General features: G+C 69.1%; 15 protein-coding genes. 6 read left to right on the top strand and 9 right to left on the bottom strand.

What is annotated here, in order from left to right:
* Positions 1 to 43 precede the first annotated feature (43 nt).
* Positions 44 to 727, bottom strand: a complete 684-nt coding sequence (locus AC07RV_RS30320; protein ID WP_261209774.1) for a c-type cytochrome — start codon at positions 725 to 727, stop codon at positions 44 to 46.
* Between the two features lie 71 nt (positions 728 to 798).
* On the opposite strand from AC07RV_RS30320, the gene yihA reads away from it, so the two are divergent.
* Positions 799 to 1,557: a ribosome biogenesis GTP-binding protein YihA/YsxC gene (yihA, locus tag AC07RV_RS30315; RefSeq protein ID WP_093352050.1), complete on the top strand. Its 759-nt coding sequence runs from the start codon at positions 799 to 801 to the stop codon at positions 1,555 to 1,557.
* A 77-nt stretch (positions 1,558 to 1,634) separates the two neighbouring features.
* Positions 1,635 to 2,543, top strand: coding sequence for an alpha/beta fold hydrolase (locus AC07RV_RS30310; RefSeq protein ID WP_296783086.1), 909 nt, complete (start codon positions 1,635 to 1,637; stop codon positions 2,541 to 2,543).
* On the opposite strand, the gene AC07RV_RS30305 is transcribed toward AC07RV_RS30310, so the two are convergent.
* Positions 2,533 to 3,417 carry an LpxL/LpxP family acyltransferase gene (locus AC07RV_RS30305; protein ID WP_296783089.1) on the bottom strand — a complete coding sequence of 295 codons (885 nt, stop codon included), beginning with the start codon at positions 3,415 to 3,417 and terminating at the stop codon, positions 2,533 to 2,535. The two genes, AC07RV_RS30310 and AC07RV_RS30305, sit on opposite strands and share 11 nt — an antisense overlap.
* Positions 3,414 to 4,310 carry a lysophospholipid acyltransferase family protein gene (locus AC07RV_RS30300; RefSeq protein WP_296783094.1) on the bottom strand — a complete coding sequence of 299 codons (897 nt, stop codon included), beginning with the start codon at positions 4,308 to 4,310 and terminating at the stop codon, positions 3,414 to 3,416. The genes AC07RV_RS30305 and AC07RV_RS30300 overlap by 4 nt, the downstream gene beginning before the upstream one ends.
* 221 nt (positions 4,311 to 4,531) lie before the next feature.
* Here AC07RV_RS30300 and metK point away from each other — a divergent pair, with 221 nt between their 5' ends.
* Positions 4,532 to 5,713 (top strand): methionine adenosyltransferase, encoded by a 1,182-nt coding sequence (gene metK, locus AC07RV_RS30295; RefSeq protein ID WP_093352062.1) that lies wholly within the window; start codon positions 4,532 to 4,534, stop codon positions 5,711 to 5,713.
* 3 nt (positions 5,714 to 5,716) lie between these two features.
* On the opposite strand, the gene AC07RV_RS30290 is transcribed toward metK, so the two are convergent.
* Both AC07RV_RS30290 and AC07RV_RS30285 read right to left on the bottom strand, forming a co-directional pair.
* On the bottom strand, positions 5,717 to 7,153 hold the full coding sequence (locus AC07RV_RS30290) for a sensor histidine kinase (RefSeq protein WP_296783100.1): 1,437 nt from the start codon (positions 7,151 to 7,153) through the stop codon (positions 5,717 to 5,719).
* Entirely contained in the window at positions 7,150 to 7,824 is a 675-nt protein-coding gene (locus AC07RV_RS30285; protein WP_057596005.1) for a response regulator transcription factor, read from the bottom strand. Before AC07RV_RS30285 ends, AC07RV_RS30290 begins: the two co-directional genes overlap by 4 nt.
* Before the next feature lie 161 nt (positions 7,825 to 7,985).
* Between AC07RV_RS30285 and AC07RV_RS30280 the strand changes: the two genes are divergently transcribed.
* From AC07RV_RS30280 to AC07RV_RS30270, 3 genes are read left to right on the top strand one after another with little or no spacing between them, the layout of a single operon-like run.
* A complete protein-coding gene (locus tag AC07RV_RS30280) occupies positions 7,986 to 8,996 on the top strand; it encodes an ABC transporter substrate-binding protein (protein WP_296783104.1) in 1,011 nt (336 codons plus the stop codon).
* Positions 8,997 to 8,998: 2 nt separating this feature from the next.
* Positions 8,999 to 9,817, top strand: coding sequence for an ABC transporter ATP-binding protein (locus tag AC07RV_RS30275; protein WP_296783107.1), 819 nt, complete (start codon positions 8,999 to 9,001; stop codon positions 9,815 to 9,817).
* Positions 9,818 to 9,846: 29 nt separating this feature from the next.
* The gene (locus AC07RV_RS30270) at positions 9,847 to 10,722 is read left to right on the top strand and encodes an ABC transporter permease (RefSeq protein ID WP_093352075.1); all 876 of its coding nucleotides are present in this window, start codon (positions 9,847 to 9,849) and stop codon (positions 10,720 to 10,722) included.
* 63 nt (positions 10,723 to 10,785) lie between these two features.
* Here AC07RV_RS30270 and AC07RV_RS30265 read toward each other — a convergent pair whose 3' ends face one another.
* From AC07RV_RS30265 to AC07RV_RS30250, 4 genes are all read right to left on the bottom strand, one after another.
* Complete coding sequence (locus AC07RV_RS30265; protein WP_296783112.1) at positions 10,786 to 12,924, bottom strand: TonB-dependent receptor domain-containing protein; 2,139 nt, start codon at positions 12,922 to 12,924, stop codon at positions 10,786 to 10,788.
* 85 nt (positions 12,925 to 13,009) lie between these two features.
* Positions 13,010 to 13,219 carry a hypothetical protein gene (locus AC07RV_RS30260; protein ID WP_296783115.1) on the bottom strand — a complete coding sequence of 70 codons (210 nt, stop codon included), beginning with the start codon at positions 13,217 to 13,219 and terminating at the stop codon, positions 13,010 to 13,012.
* A 4-nt stretch (positions 13,220 to 13,223) separates the two neighbouring features.
* The gene (locus AC07RV_RS30255; RefSeq protein ID WP_296783235.1) at positions 13,224 to 14,414 is read right to left on the bottom strand and encodes a PepSY-associated TM helix domain-containing protein; all 1,191 of its coding nucleotides are present in this window, start codon (positions 14,412 to 14,414) and stop codon (positions 13,224 to 13,226) included.
* 52 nt (positions 14,415 to 14,466) lie between these two features.
* Entirely contained in the window at positions 14,467 to 16,578 is a 2,112-nt protein-coding gene (locus tag AC07RV_RS30250) for a TonB-dependent siderophore receptor (protein WP_296783117.1), read from the bottom strand.
* Positions 16,579 to 16,599 lie beyond the last annotated feature (21 nt).

Below are 16,599 nucleotides of genomic sequence, written 5' to 3'. Positions count from 1 at the left end.
TGGGGTTGTTGTCGGCGGTTAGTTCACGCTCGCGCGTGCGGGATCAACGCAGACCGGCGATGTAGTCGGCCACGGCCTTGATTTCGCGGTCGTTGAGCTTGGCGGCCACGCCGGTCATCACGGCGTTGTTGGCACGCACCGTGGTGCCGTCGCCGCGGAAGGCCGTGAGCTGGGCCGCCGTGTAGTCGGCGTGCTGGCCGCCCAGGCGCGGGTACTGCGCGGGCATGCCGGCGCCGTTCGGGCTGTGGCAGCCGGCGCAGGCCGGGATCTGGCGGTCGGCGATGCCGCCGCGGTAGATCCGCTCGCCGAGCGCGATCGTGTCCTTGTCCTTCGAGAAGCCGGGCTTGATCTTCTTGGAGCCGACGAACCAGGCGATGTTGCGCATGTCCTCCTCGGACAGCGCCGAGGCCAGCGGCTTCATGATCGCGCTCTTGCGCTTGCCGGACTTGAAGTCCTCGAGCTGCTTGAGGATGTATTCGGGGTGCTGCTGCGCCAGCTTGGGGTTGGCCGGGATCGCCGAGTTGCCGTCCGCGTTGTGGCAGGAGGCGCAGCTCTGGCTGTTGGCCGGGGTGGCATTGAAGATGGTGTCGCCCTTGGCCGGGTCGGGCTTGGCCTTGACCGGTGTGGTCGGTGCGGCTGCCGTCTCCTCGGCAAAAGCACCAGTGCTGACTGCGGTACCAGCGATCCCCACGAGGGCCGCAAGCAGAAAATTGGCAAACAACTTCATATCGGGGGCTCGAATTTATTGGCGCAAAACCCCGCGATTCTACAATGGCGCCCCGTTCCGAAAGCCCATTGATGACCACGCCGTCGCGCAAGAGCACCGCATTTCCTTCCCGCGCGGCCCCCGCCAAAGACCCCGAGACCGCCGAACGCGAACGTGCCGCGCTGGGCTGGCTGCACACCGCGCACTTCCTGACCAGCGCCCCGCAGCTCGAGCACCTGCCGCCCTTCGCCCTGCCCGAGATCGCCTTCGTCGGCCGCTCCAACGCCGGCAAGTCCACCGCCATCAACACGCTCACGCAGCAGACGCGGCTGGCCTTCGCCTCGAAGACGCCGGGCCGCACGCAGCACATCAACCTGTTCGGCATCGGCCGGCAGAAGGTCGACGACGCGGTGCTCGCCGACCTGCCCGGCTACGGCTACGCGGCCGTGCCGCGCGAGGCCAAGCTGCGCTGGCAGCGCGTGATGGGCAACTACCTGATGACGCGCGAGAACCTGCGCGGCGTGGTGCTGATGTGCGATCCGCGCCACGGCCTGACCGAGCTCGACGAGATCCTGCTCGAGGTGATCCGCCCGCGCGTCGAGCAGGGCCTCAAGTTCCTGGTGCTGCTGACCAAGTCCGACAAGCTCACGCGCTCCGAGGGCGCGAAGGTGCTGTCCATCGTGCGACTGCAGGCCGGCGGCGGCGAGGTCAAACTGTTCTCGGCACTGAAGAAACAGGGCGTGGGCGAGGCGGCCGAACTGCTGTCGCGCTGGGTCCACACGGAGGATGCCTCGGCCCAGCCCGACGAGGACACCGGCGGGCCCGCCGCGGAGCCGCCCGAGGAATCCTGAGCACGACCGGCTGCAGCGGCCGTCCCATCTGCCGAACTCACTATCGAAAAGATAGCAACCAAGAGGAGACAAGACGCATGATCGAGACCTTCCAACGCAGCCTGCCCAACGGCATCACCCTGAGCTGCCGCGCCGCCGGCGAGCCCGGCCGCCCGCTGATGGTGTTCCTGCACGGCTTCCCCGAGGCCGCGTTCATCTGGGACGAACTGCTCGCCTACTTCGCCGACCCCGCGCGTGGCGGCTACCGCTGCGTGGCGCCCAACCTGCGCGGCTTCGAGAAGTCGAGCGCGCCCACCGAGGTGGCCGAGTACAAGGCGCAGTTGCTGATCCAGGACATCCAGCAACTGGTGGCCACCGAGAGCAAGGACGGCACCATGGCCGCGCTGGTTGCGCACGACTGGGGCGGCGCCTTCGGCTGGGGCTATGCCAACGCGTTCCCGCAGCAGGTCGGCAAGCTGGTGATCATCAACTCGCCGCACCCCGGCACCTTCACGCGCGAGCTGCGCAACAGCGCGGCGCAGCAGCAGGCCAGCGCCTATATGAACTTCCTCGCGCGGCCCGATGCCGAGGCCCTGCTCGCGGCCGACGACTTCAAGCGCATGTGGCCCTTCTTCCTGCTGATGAAGGCCGGCCCCGATGGCTTCGGCTGGCTCACCGAGGAAGTGAAGCAGCAGTACCGCGAGGTCTGGAGCGCGGGCCTCACGGGTGCCTGCAACCTCTACCGTGTGACGCCGATGAAGCCGCCGCTGCCGGGCCAGACCATCGACGGCATCCCGCTGCTGCCGCGCGAGCGGCTGGTGGTCAACGTGCCGACCTTCGTGTTCTGGGCGCTCGACGACGCCGCGCTGTTGCCGGGCCTGCTCGAAGGGCTCGACGAGTACGTGCCCGATCTCGTGGTCAAGAAGGTGCCGAACGCCACCCACTGGATCGTGCACGAGCAGCCGCGGCTCGTGGCGGGCGAGATCGAGGCCTTCCTCAATAAATAGGAGGATCTCCCTCGGGGCGCGTCTTGAAGCGCCGGTGCACCCAGTAGTACTGGGCCGGCATCGGATCGATGTAGCCCTGCAGCCGCGTGTTCATCAGCGCGGTGTCGGCCTCGACGTCGTCGGTCGGGAAGTTCCGCCAGGTCTCGAGCACCTCGATCTCGTAGCCGTCGCGCGTGAGCTTCGCGACGATCGGCACCACCTTCGCCTTGCCCAGCCGCGCGAAGCGCGAGAGCGAGGGCACCGTGGCCGCCTGCACGCCATAGAAGGGCACGAAGATGGTCTGGTCGCGGCCGAAGTCCATGTCGGGCAGCAGGTACAGCAGCCCGCCCTTGCGCAGCCCCGAGAGCACCGGCTTGATGCCGTCGACCCGGTTGAGCGCCGCCACGTCGCCGAAGCGCGTGCGGCCCTCGCGGATCCAGGCATCGACCATCGGGTCGCGCTGGGTCGTGTAGATGGTGGCCGAAGGCCGCGCCGTGTGCATCGTGAGCGCGGTGGCCGCGGCGTCGAGGCCGTAGAAGTGCGGCGCGAACAGGATCATCGGCTCGCTGCCCTCGGCGATCTCGCGGATCTCCACGGCCGCGCCCACGATCTTCAGCCGGCTCGCCACCACCTTCTCGGGCGCATGCCAGAGCCAGCTGCGGTCGAGCCACGATTGCGCCACGTAGACGAAGCTCTCCTTCGCAATCGCGCGCCGCTCGGCCTCGGACTTCTCGGGGAAGCAGACCGCGAGGTTGGTGTCGACCACGCGCCGGCGCGGCAGCGCGATCGTGTGCAGCACGCGGCCCAGGAAGGCGCCGAAGCCGCGCACCAGCGGCAGCGGCAGCGGCGCGATCACGCGCATGAAACCGATGCCCAGACGGGAACCCAGACTCATCGTGCAGCCCCCCCGGCCTCGGCCACCACGGGCGCGTCGCCGCGCGGTTCCTTGTAGCGCGCGTAGTCCCACACGTACTGGCCCGGCAGGCTGCGGATCAGCCGGCCGATGGCCTCGTTCATCGCGGCGGCCGCGTCCTCGAGCGTGGCCTTGGGATCGGTCAGCGCGGTGCCCACGATCGGCTCGAAGCGGATCACGTAGCCCGCGCCGCGCGGCAGCCGTTCGCAGACGCTGAGGAAGCAGGCCGCGCCGGTCTGCTGCGCGAGCCGCGGCAGCAGGCTCATGGTGTAGGCGGGCCGGCCCAGGAACGGCGCCCACACGCCCTGCCCCAGCGGCGGCACCTGATCGGGCAGGATGCCGGTGTAGCCGCCGTTGCGCAGCGTGCGCATCAGGCCGCGCACGCCGGTGATGCTGGTCGGCAGGGTCTGCAGCCCGGGCCGGTCGCGCGAGCCGGCGGCGATCAGCGCGGCCATCCACTTCTTGCGCGCGGGACGGAACAGCGCGGTGATCGGGCCATAGCGTTCATGGAAACGCTCGCCGATCGCCTGGCCGCACATCTCCCAGCTGCCCAGGTGGGGCGCGACCAGGATCACGCCCTTCTTCGCCTGCAGCGCGGCCTCGAAGGCTTCCACGCCCTCCCAGCGCAGCACGCGCGGCAGCACCGTCTCGCCATGGGGGCGCAGCCAGAGCCAGGGCAGTTCGGAGGCCATCTTGCCGGCCGCGGCGATGGCCGGGCGGTAGGCGTCGGGGCCGAAGCCGGCGCTGTGGGCATTGGCCCGGAAGCGCCTCCGGTAGTCGGGCGCCAGGGCCCAGACCAGCCATCCGAGCCCGGCGCCGAACCAATGCATCACGGGCATCGGTACGCGGGCAAGCAATCGGAAGAGAGCGATCATGGACAGGTCGGGAATGGGGTCAAGGACGCGCGCGCACGGTTTGGCGCGGCTCGAATAGAATCGAAATTGTCGCCGAGTTACGGAACAACTTGCAGGGCGACAAGCACGGGCGCCGCATGGCGATTGTGCCCGCCGATGGCTCATCGGCATTCTGCTAAAGCGTTCGCCAGGGCTCCGCAGAGTTGGCAACGCGCCAAACCACTTCAAGGAGCTTTGAACAAATGGCGAACGACTTCCTCTTCACTTCCGAATCCGTCTCCGAAGGCCACCCCGACAAGGTGGCCGACCAGATCTCGGACGCCATCCTGGATGCGATCTTCGAACAGGACCCGCGCAGCCGCGTGGCCGCCGAGACGCTGACCAACACCGGCCTCGTGGTGCTCGCCGGCGAGATCACGACCAACGCGCACGTCGACTACATCCAGGTCGCGCGCGACACCATCAAGCGCATCGGCTACGACAACACCGACTACGGCATCGACTACAAGGGCTGCGCGGTCATGGTCTGCTACGACAAGCAGTCCAACGACATCGCCCAGGGCGTCGACCACGCATCGGACGACCACCTGAACACCGGCGCCGGCGACCAGGGCCTGATGTTCGGCTACGCCTGCGACGAGACGCCCGAGCTGATGCCCGCGCCGATCTACTACGCGCACCGCCTGGTCGAGCGCCAGGCGCAACTGCGCAAGGACGGCCGCCTGCCCTTCCTGCGTCCCGACGCCAAGAGCCAGGTGACGATGCGCTATGTCGACGGCAAGCCGCACAGCATCGACACCGTGGTGCTCTCGACCCAGCACAGCCCCGACCAGAGCGAGACGCCGACCAAGATGAAGGCCTCGTTCAACGAAGCCATCATCGAGGAGATCATCAAGCCCGTGCTGCCCAAGGAATGGCTGCAGAACACGCGCTACCTGATCAACCCGACCGGCCGCTTCGTCATCGGCGGCCCGCAGGGCGACTGCGGCCTCACGGGCCGCAAGATCATCGTCGACACCTACGGCGGCGCCTGCCCGCACGGCGGCGGCGCGTTCTCGGGCAAGGACCCCTCGAAGGTCGACCGCTCGGCCGCCTATGCCGCGCGCTACGTGGCGAAGAACATCGTGGCCGCCGGCCTGGCGCGCCAGTGCCAGATCCAGGTGGCCTACGCCATCGGCGTGGCCCAGCCGATGAACATCACGGTCTACACCGAAGGCACCGGCGTGATCCCCGACGAGAAGATCGCCGAGCTCGTGCGCGAGCACTTCGACCTGCGTCCGAAGGGCATCATCCAGATGCTCGACCTGCTGCGCCCGATCTACCAGAAGACCGCCGCCTACGGCCACTTCGGCCGCGAGGAGCCCGAGTTCACCTGGGAAGCGACCACGCAGGCCGCGGCCCTGCGCGCAGCCGCCGGCCTCTGAGGCCTACCCCGCGTTTTCCGCCGGCCCAGCCGACGAAAAACGCACCGTGACCAGCAGCCCGCTCGCCTCGCGCGGGTTGGCTGCCAGGTCCACGTCGGCATCGAAGGCCCGCGCGATCTCGCGCACGATGGCCAGCCCCAGCCCCGTTCCCTCGCTGTCCTGCGCCACCCGGTAGAAGCGCTCGAACACGCGCTCGCGCGCCTCGGCGGGAATGCCGGGGCCGTTGTCCTCCACGCTCAGCACGACCGCGTCCGCGGCCTCGTCTACGCCCACGCCTAGCGTCACCCGGCCGCCCTCCTGCGTGTAGCGCAGCGCGTTGTCGAGCAGGTTCGTGACCAGCGCATCGAGCAGCGCCGGCTGCGCCCGCACGAAGGCCGTGCCCCACGCCTCCAGCCCCAGGTCGATGCGGCGCCGGTCCGCCAGCGCCGCGAGCTGCTCGACGCAACGCAGCGCCACCGCGGCCAGGTCGACCCGCTCGAGCCGCGTGTGCGCATCGCCATGCTCGGCCTGCGCGAGCAGCAGCAGCTTGTTGGTGACGTCGACCAGCCGCCGGTTGCTGGTCTGCATCGCGAGCCACATCGCGTCCATGTCGGCCCGGCGCGTGTCCCACTCGCCGCGGTGCTGGCGCGTGTAGCGCGCGTACTCGATCTGCGAGGCCTGCATCGCCAGCGGCGTGCGCAGCTGGTGCGCCGCGTCGGCGATGAAGCGCCGCTGCGCCTCCGAGTGCGCGCGCAGCTGCGCGACGAAGCGGTTGATGGTGTCGGCCACCGGCCGCAGCTCGGAGTGCAGCGCGCCGGGATCCACCACCAGGTCCAGATGCAGCGGGTCGCGCTGCGCGAGCTGCTGGCTCAACCGCACGATGGGCCGCAGCTCCAGCGTCAACGCCGCCACGGCGAGCGCGATGGCCAGCGCCAGCGCGATCAGCAGGTACTCCATCGACGGCCACCAGAGCGTGCGCAGCATGTGGTCGCGGCTGCGCTCGGTCTTGCCGACGGCGATGGTGATGTCGCGCGCGCCGCCGACCTCGTACATCGAGCGCGTGGTGACGACCGCGCGCAGCGGCAGGCCCGCGAATTCCGTGTCGTACCACTGGGCGCGGTCGACGCCCTCGGGCTTGCGCCGCGCGGGCAGCGGGAAGTCGGCCGAGCCGGCCAGCACCTCGCCGTTGGCGCCCGTCACGCTGAGAAAAACCCGGTCGTGCTCGGGCGAGACGAACAGGCTCAGCGCCGACGGCGGCACGCTGGCCTGCACGTCGTCGTCCTCCCAGATCAGCCGGTCCGACAGCACCTTGGCCGAGGACAGCAGGTCATGGTCCTGCACGTAGTCGGCCACGCCGGCGGCGTTGCGCCAGTTGAGCCAGCCGCACAGCGCGACGAACAGCGACAGCGGCAGCAGCAGCCACAGCGCGAGGCGCAGGCGCAGGCTGGAGCGCTTCTTCATTCTTCCTGGCGCGTGCGCAGCAGGTAGCCCACGCCGCGCAGCGTGATGATGGTGGCCTGGCTGGCCTCGAGCTTCTTGCGCAGGCGATGGATGTAGATGTCCACCGCGTCCGCGCTGGGCTCGTCGTCGAGGCCGAAGATGGCGTCGATCAGCGCCTGCTTCGACACCGTGCTGCCGGCCTTGAGCATCAGGGTCTCGAGCAGCGTGCGCTCGCGCGGCGGCAGCGCCAGCTCCTCGCCGGCCAGCGCGAACTGACGCGTGCGCAGGTCGTAGCGCAGGTCGCCGCAGGCGATGTCGTTGGCCTTGCCCGGCATCTGCCGGCGCACCAGCACCTTGATGCGTGCCACCAGCTCGCGGATCTCGAAGGGCTTCACCAGGTAGTCGTCGGCGCCGATCTCCAGGCACAGCACCTTCTGGTCGAGCGAGGCGGTGGCCGTGAGGATGATCACCGGCACCGTGTCGCCGCGCTCGCGCAGCCGGCGCAGCACGGCCTTGCCCGGCAGGCCCGGGATGTTCAGGTCGAGCAGCACCACGTCGTAGCCGGCCTGGGCCAGCTGCAGGTCCGCGGCCTCGCCGTTGGCGACGTGGTCGACCACGAAGTCCTGTTCGCGCAGCAGGCTGGAAAGCCAGTGCGCGAGTTGCGGGTTGTCTTCGATCAGCAGCAGCTTCATGCGGTCGGCGGGAGTGGCCGTGGATTCTAGGAAGGGTGGCGGCCAGGGCACGGGCCTAGGGATAACCATGAGGAATCGCGCGCGGCGCTGAAAGCTGGCCGAAGGATGGCGATTCCTAGACTGGCCCGACCGAACAACCTCGACCGGAGACACCCGACCCCATGTCCGCCACCCGCCGCACCCTGCTCGCCGCCGCCCTCTGCGCCGCCTTCGCCACGCCTTTCGCCCAGGCCGGCGACGCCCCCATCACCATCATGGTGGGCGGCATCAACAAGATCATCTACCTGCCGGCCAAGCTCACCGAGGCGCTGGGCTACTTCAAGGACGAGGGCCTGAACGTCGAGCTGCAGTCGCAGCCCGCGGGCGTCGACGCCGAGAACCAGCTGATCGCCGGCGCCGTGCAGGGCGTGGTCGGCTTCTACGACCACACCATCGACCTGCAGAGCAAGGGCAAGGAGATCCAGGCGATCGCCGTCTTCTGCAAGGTGCCGGGCGAGGTCGAGCTGGTCAGCACCAAGGCCGCCGCGGCCGGCTTCAAGAGCATGGCCGACGCCAAGGGCGGCAAGACCCTGGGCGTGACCGGCCTGGGCTCGTCCACCGACTTCCTCACGCGCTACCTCGCCGACCGCGCGGGCGTGGCCTCGAAGGACTACTCGCTGCTGCCCGTGGGCGCGGGCAACACCTTCATCGCCGCGATGAAGCAGGACCGCATCCAGGCCGGCATGACGACCGAGCCCACGGTGTCGCAGATGGTCAAGAGCGGCGATGCGCAGGTGCTGGTCGACCTGCGCACCGAGGCCGACACGGTGAAGGCGCTCGGCGGCCTCTATCCGGCCGCCAGCCTCTACGTGCAGAACACCTGGGCCGAGTCGCACAAGGCCGAGGCCGGCAAGCTGGCGCGTGCCTTCGCGCGCACCATGCAGTACATCCAGTCGCACAGCGCCGAGGAGATCGCCGAGAAGGTGCCGCGCGACTATTACGGCAACGACAAGGCGCTCTACGTGCAGGCGCTCAAGGCCTCGCTGCCGATGTTCACGGCCGACGCGAAGATGCCCGCGGGCGGCCCCGAGACCGTGCTCAAGGTGCTGGCCACCTACAAGCCGCTCGTGAAGAGCAAGAACATCGACCTGTCGAAGACCTACAGCAACGCCTACCTCGCGGCGGCGAAATGACCATGCGCCACGGCACTCCCTCTCCCGGCGGCGGCAACGTCGCGACCACCTCCGCGATCGACTTCGACGACGTGTCGCTGCGCTTCATCTCGCAGGACGGCAACGCCACGGTCGCGCTGCGCAACTTCAGCATGTCGGTGGCGCGCGGCGAGTTCGTCGCCATCGTCGGGCCCACGGGCTGCGGCAAGTCGACCACGCTCAACATGATCACCGGGCTGCTCAAGCCCACCGTCGGCAACGTGCGCGTGATGGGCCAGCCCGTGACCGGCGTCGATCCGCGCATCGGCTTCGTGTTCCAGGCCGACGCGGTGTTCCCGTGGCGCAGCGTGGAGGACAACGTGGCGGCCGGCCCGATCTTCCGCGGCAAGCCGAAGAAGGAAGCGATGGAGCTCGCGCAACAGTGGATCCACCGCGTGGGCCTGGCCAAATTCGGCAAGCACTACCCGCACCAGCTCTCGGGCGGCATGCGCAAGCGCGTGGCGCTGGCCCAGACCTTCATCAACGACCCCGAGATCCTGCTGATGGACGAGCCCTTCTCCGCGCTCGACATGCAGACCCGCACGCTGATGCAGGACGAACTGCTGCAGCTGTGGTCGAACAACGGCGGCAGCGTGGTCTTCGTGACCCACGACCTCGAGGAGGCGATCGCGCTGGCCGACCGCGTGTTCGTGCTCTCGGCGCGGCCCGCCACGCTCAAGCGCGTCTACGAGATCGACCTGCCGCGACCGCGCGTGATGGCGCAGGTGCGCTACGACGCGCAGTTCATCGAACTGTCCAAGCACATCTGGGACGACCTGCGCGAAGAGGTCGTCATCCAATGAACAACGCTGTCACACCCTCCCACGCCGCCATGAGCTCCTCCACCCACACACCTGCCGCCGCGCAACTTCCCTCGGCCCTCAGCGACGCCGCGCTCGCGCGCGAATCCGAGATAGCGCAGGCGGCCATCCGCGGCCGTCGCCGCATGATCATCGCGCTGCGGCTGGTCGTGCTGGTGGTCGCGCTCGGCGGCTGGGAGATCGCGGCGCGCCTGAAGTGGATCGACCCCTTCTTCTATTCGATGCCCACCATGATCTACGACCAGCTCGTGGAATGGATGCGCGACGGCACGGCCCAGGGGTCGCTGTGGATGCAGGTCGCGGTGACGCTCGAGGAAACGGTGATCGGCTTCCTGATCGGCTCCATCGCCGGCGTGATCTGCGGCATCGTGCTCGGACGCAACAAGCTGCTGTCGGACGTGTTCAGCCTCTACATCCAGATCGCCAACTCGATCCCGCGCGTGGTGCTCGGCTCGATCTTCGTGATCGCGCTCGGCCTGGGCATGGCCTCGAAGGTGGCGCTCGCGGTGGTGATGGTGTTCTTCGTGGTCTTCGGCAATGCCTTCCAGGGCGTGCGCGAGGCCGACAAGTACATGATCGCGAACGCGCAGATCCTCGGCGCCTCGCCGCGCCAGCTCACGATGGCGGTGGTGATTCCGTCGGCGATGTCGTGGATCCTCGCGAGCCTGCACGTGAGCTTCGGCTTCGCGCTGGTCGGCGCGGTGGTCGGCGAGTTCCTCGGCGCCAAGGAAGGCATCGGCCTCCTGATCTCGACCGCGCAGGGCGCCTTCAATGCCAGCGGCGTGTTCGCGGCGATGATCGTGCTCGCGGTGGTCGCGCTGGCGGCCGACTTCCTGCTGAGCTCGCTCGAGAAGCGGCTGCTGAAATGGCGGCCCGCGGCCTTCTGAGGCGCTTGGCCATCCATCGCGACGGCGGGCAGTGCCCGCCGTTTTTCATGGCGGCCCGCAGGCTCAGAAGCGGTACGAACCGCTCATGCCCACCGTCCAGTTGCGGCCCGGCGCGGGCTCGAAATAGCGCGCATTGCCTTCGTTGACGATGACCGAGCCGGCATAGCGCCGGTCGAACAGGTTGTCCACGCGCGCGAAGGCGTTGAACTCCCAGCGCTCCCACTTCTTGAGGTAGCCGGCATAGGCCGCCGCGACCGCATAGCCGGGCGCGCTCGCGCTGTTGAGGTCGTTGGCCTGGATGCGGCCCAGCGCGCGCATCTCCACGCCCGCGCGCCAGCCTTCGGGCGGCACCCAGCCCAACGAGGCGAACAGCGACTGCCGCGCGATGCCCGGAATGCGGTTGCCCGCGGCCACCGTGTTGGCGGCCGCGCACGGCGAGGGCGAGCAGAAGGCATCGCGGTAGGTGGCGTCGAGCCAGGTGTAGGCCAGTTGCGTGCGCCAGTGGTTCTCGGTCTCGTGCTGCCAGGCCAGCTCGAAGCCGTTGCGCCGCGTGCGGCCCGCGTTCTGGAAGGTGGCGCGGCCGCCGAGGTTGGTGTCGGTCACGATCTCGTCGCGCGTGCGGGTGCGAAACAGCGCCGCGGTCAGCAGCCCGCCACCGAGCCGCGCCTTGGCGCCGAGCTCGAGGCTGTCGTTGACCGAGGGTCGCAGCGCGAAGTTGAGCCCGCTCGCGCCGCCCGCGCGGTACGACAACTCGTTGAGCGTCGGCGTCTCGAAGCCGCGGCCGATGGAGCCGTAGAGCGCGATGTCGCGTGTGGCCTGGAAGCGCAGCGAGGCCACGGGCAGGGTCTTGGCATAGCGCGCGCTGCCGCTGTCGTCGCGGTTGCTGCCGACGATGTAGCGGTCGCCCGAATCGAAGTGCACGCTGCTGCGCCGCAGGCCGGCCTCGAGCGTCCAGCGCTCGGCGAAGCGCCAGCTGGCCTGCGCATAGGGATCGAGGTTCCAGACCTCGTTGCGCTCGTAGCGCCGCAGCCGCCCCTGCACGCCGAGGATCTGCGCCGCGCCGCTGCCGAGGTAGTTCTCGTAGCCGCGCCGCCATTCGCGCAGGCTGTCGTAGCCCAGGCCCGCCACCAGCTCGAAGGGACGATCCGCCAGGGTGAAGGCACCGGTCCAGCGCAGGTCGAGGCCGCCGTACTGGCGCGTGAGGTCGATCACGCCGCCCGCATGCAGCGGGTTCTGCTGCGCCGAGGGCGGGATCGACTGGTACTGCGTGGTCTTGCGCTCGCCGCCGTAGACCATCAGGCGCAGTTGCTGCGTCTGGCTCAGGCGGCGCTCGTAGAGCAGCCCGGCCTGCGTCTGCTCGACGGTCTTGCGGGTGTCGTACTGCACGGCCAGCGGCGCGAGCCGTGGCGCCAGCGCGTACTGGTCGGCCGTGAGGCCCAGCGGGTCCTGCGCATCGATGCGCACGCTGTTGACGACCAGCGTGAGCCGGTCGCCGTTGTCGAGCGCGATGCCGAGCTTGCCGTTGGCGATGTCGCGCCGCGCGGCGCTGTGCTCGCGCCAGCCGTCGGTCTGGAAGCGGCTGGCACCGAGCAGGTAGTCGATGGCGCCCTGCGAACCGCTGGCCTGCAGCGACTGGCGCCAGGTGCCGTTGCTGCCTCCCGCCGCCGAGTAGGACAGCTTCGGCCGGCCCTCGCCCGAGGCGGTGAAGGCCTGCAGCACGCCGCCCGAGGAGTTGCCATAGAGCGCCGAGAACGGACCGCGCAGGATCTCGATGCGGTCGAGCGAGCCGATGTCGATGTTCGAGGTCTGGCCCTGGCCGTCGGGCAAGGTGGCGGGAATGCCGTCGACGTAGAGCCGCACGCCGCGCACGCCGAAGGTCGAGCGCGCGCCGAAGCCGCGGATCGACAGCTGCAGGTCCTGCGCGTAGTTGAGCCGGTTCTGCACCTGCAGCCCGGGCACCGCGCCCAGGCTCTCGGACAGGTTCACGCCGAGGCGGCCGTCGCGCATGGACTCGCCGTCGACGCGATCGACCGAGCCCGGCACGTTGAAGGGCGCGACCTCGCCGCGCGGCGTGGAGACGGTGATCTCGCGCAACGAAGCGCCCGCGAACGGCGACGGTGTTTCGGTCGCAGACTGTGCGCGCGAGGCCGTGGAGAGATCGAGCAGGAGACAGGCGACGGCAGCGGCGGCAACGGGTTTCATGCCACCGATTCTGCGGTGTCGCGCCGACGCGGAGCCTCGGGGTTTCTCACCGTGGCGCGCGCCATGCGCACACCGATGCGATGCGCTACTCGCTGGCCGGGCGCGGACGGCGCCAGCCGTACCACGCGCCCACCGCCACCGGAATGCCGAGCGTGATCCAGGCCAGGACGTCGCCGAGCCCGCCGTCGCTGAACAGCGCCGAGATCAGGCCGAAGGCCGTGAGCAGGCCGAGGACGATCGGCCAACCCCAGAGACGCCAGAAGCCGTGGTGCTGCGGATGCTTTGCTGCGGTCATGGGCTCAGACTTTCAATGCGGGCGCAGGATCGGCCTGCGGTGCGCCGCCCTCCTCGCGCTGCGGACGTTCGGCGGCCGCCCTGGATGCCGCCGCGGGCACGGTGTTCCCGCGCTTGAGCCACAGGTACAGGCCGCTGCCCAGCACGATGATGGTCGCGATGTCGAGCAGCGCCCAGAGGATCTGCATCGGCATGCCGCCGTAGTCGCCGAAGTGCAGCGGCTGCGACACCAGCAGCGCCGTGAGGTACCAGGGCAGCTTCGGCGCCGCCGTGACCTGCGCGGTCTTCGCATCGACCAGCACCGGCTGCAGCAGCTTCGAGGTGAAAGGCTCCTTGCCCTGCAGGAAGAAGGTGGTGTGGTGCGGGCTCGAGAACGAGGTGCCCGGGAAGGCGATGAACGACAGCCGGTTGCCGGGCGCCTGCTGCATCGCCGCCTCGTAGGAGCGCTGCACCGAGCCGCGCTCGCTCACGGCGACCACGGGCTCGTTCTTGTAGGGCGCCAGCAGCGTGGTGAGCTGGTCGTACTGCCAGTACTTGATCACCAGGTCGGCCCAGGTGTTGATCATGCCGGTGGCGCCGACCACGAACAGCCACACCAGCGTGACGATGCCCAGCAGGTTGTGCAGGTCGAGCCACTTGAGGCGCGGCCGCTTCTCGCGGCGCACCGTGCCGAAGTCGAGCTTGCGCATGAACGGCGAATACAGCACCACGCCCGAGACGATCGCCACCAGCAGCAGGAAGCCCATGAAGCCGAGGAACAGCTTGCCCGGCAGGCCCGCGAACAGGTCGACGTGCAGCTTGAACATCACGTACATGAAGCCCTCGTCGAACTTCGGCTGCGCGAGGATGACCCCGGTGCGCGCATCGACCGCGACCGACTTGAAGTCGTCGGTGGGCGCGGGCGTGGGCGTGAGCGTGACGAACCACAGGCCGTCGTCGTCCTCGGGCTGCGAGGCGAACTGCACCACGCGGTCGGGGTGCTGCGCGCGCGCCACCTCGAGCACGCGGTCGAGGCTCACGCGCGGCGTGCCCGCGGGCATCTTCGGCGCCTCGACCTCGGTGCCCAGCAGGTGGCCGATCTCGTGGTGGAAGATCAGCGGCAATCCCGTCAGGCACAGCAGCAGCATGAAGACCGTGCACACGAGGCTGCTCCACTTGTGCACCCAGGCCCAGGTCTTGATCTTTCGGCTGTTCATCGACATGGCGGAATTGTCCCCGAGGCTCGGTGTGGCGGCGGCTCGAAAAACCTCAGAACTTGTAGGTCGCGGTGGCGACCACGTTGCGGCGCGTGCCGTACCAGCAGTCGCCGCGGGCCAGACAGGTGCTGAAGTAGATCTTGTCGGTCACGTTGTTGATGTTCAGCGCATAGCGCCACTTGTCCGACTCGTAGGCCAGCATCAGGTCGAGCAGCGCGACCGACGGCACGCGCGGGCCCGCGCCCGTGCTTTCGATGTCGCGGAAGCCGCTCATGTAGCGCACGCCGGCGCCGGCCGAGAAGCCCGTGATGCCGCCGACGGCAAAGCGGTACTTGCCCCACACCGAGAGCTGGTTGCGCGGCGTGTCGGTGAGCTTGGGATCGACCTCGATGTAGGTGTAGTTGGCGATCAGGTCGAGGTCGCGCGCGAGCGTGGTCTTGAGCTCGAGCTCGAGGCCCTTGTTCTTGCTCGAATCGACCTGGCGGCCGTAGTTCGGGTTGGTGCTGTCGGAGACGGTGCGGTTCTTTTCCTTGAGCGAAAAGACCGAGGCCGTGAAGCTGGTCGGCGAACCTGCGGGCTGGTACTTGACGCCGGCCTCGACCTGCTCGCCGCGCAGCGGCTTGAACAGCCGGCCGTTGACGTCGGTGCCGGCCTGCGGCGTGAACGACTCGGTGTAGCTCAGGTAGGGCGCCCAGCCCGAGGGCAGCGTGTACATCACGCCGAGCCGGCGCGAGGTGGCGGTGGTGGTCTCCGAGGCACTGCCTTCGGTGCCGGCCGTGCTGCGGTCGTAGCGCAGGCCCGCGACGAAGATCCAGTTGTCGAGCTTCATCTGGTCCTGCAGGTACACGCCGGCATTGCGCTGCGTGGTACGGGGCTTCCAGCTCAGGTCGGTCACCGGCACGTAGCCCAGGCCGTAGACCGGGGTGTAGGCGTCGATGGCGCTGTAGGCCGAGCCTTCGTACTTGTCCTGGCGCTGGCGCGAATATTCGGCGCCCACCAGCAGCGTGTGGCGCAGCGCGCCGGTGTCGAAGTGGCCCTCGACGTGGTTGTCGATGCCCGTCATGCGGGTCCAGGTCAGCGACTTGTCGTTGATGCGGCCGATCACGCGCTGGCCGATCGGGTCCATGCCCCAGCCGCCGGGGATGGAGAAGAAGTCCGCATAGTGGTAGTGCGAGTCGTTGTAGGTGCGCGACATCCGGAAGTTCTGCCGGAAGGACCAGTGGTCGTTGAACTGGTGCTCGAACAGCCAGCCGAAGGTCTTGCGCTCGGTGTCGTAGCCGTCGCCGGGCTCGCCGATGAAGCGGCTCACGGGCAGCTTGCCGTTGACGTTCGGCAGGATCGTGCCCTGCCACGGCAGGAACTGCGAGGTGCTGCCGGTCTTGTCCTTCTGATAGAGGCCCTGCAGGGTCAGCGAGGTGGCGGCGCTCGGGCGCCAGGTCAGCGAGGGCATGACCAGCGTGCGGTCGTCGGGCACGTAGTCGACCTGCGTGTCGGCCTTGCGCTGCAGCGCCACCAGGCGGTACGACCAGTCGCCGTCGGCCGTCAGCGGGCCGGTCAGGTCGGCCTGGATCTGCTTGCGGCCCCAGGAGCCGAACTGCACGCCCACTTCGCGCGCGGCCTGCGTCTGCGGCCGCTTGCTGACCATGTTGATCACGCCGCCGGCCGTGCCGGCGCCGAACAGCATGCCCGACGGGCCGCGCAGCACCTCGAGGCGCTCGAGCGTGTAGGGATCGGGCCGCGCGGTCGCGGTGTACCAGCCCGCGGAGAAGAGCTGCAGCCCGTCGAGGTAGACCGAGGCATCGCTGCCGCGCACCAGGAAGCTGTCGGAGCGCGAGTCCAGGCCGTAGGCATCGGAGCGCACGCCGGCCGCGTAAGTGAGCGCATCCTGCAGGTTGGTGGCGCCCTGGTCCAGGATCTGGTCGCGGGTCACCACCGTCACCGACTGCGGCGTCTCGGCCAGCGGCGTGTCGGTCTTGGTGGCGGTCGCCGCATTCCTCGCGCGGTAGCCGTTCACCGGCGTGGTCGCCGTTTCGGCCGGGGCCTCGACCCGGATTTCGGGCAATGCCGTCGTGGCGGCCGTTTGCGCCAGCACCTGCTGGTTCGCGTAGATCGCCAGACACCCCATCAGCGCCAAGGCATTGCGCTGCGTCAACAAGACCGCCATTCCGACTCCACTCCTCTAGAT

The sequence above is a fragment of the Variovorax sp. GW821-FHT09B01 genome, from assembly GCF_059418345.1.
The sequence above is the reverse complement of the archived record's forward strand: the minus strand, read 5'-3'. Positions and strand labels throughout refer to the sequence as shown.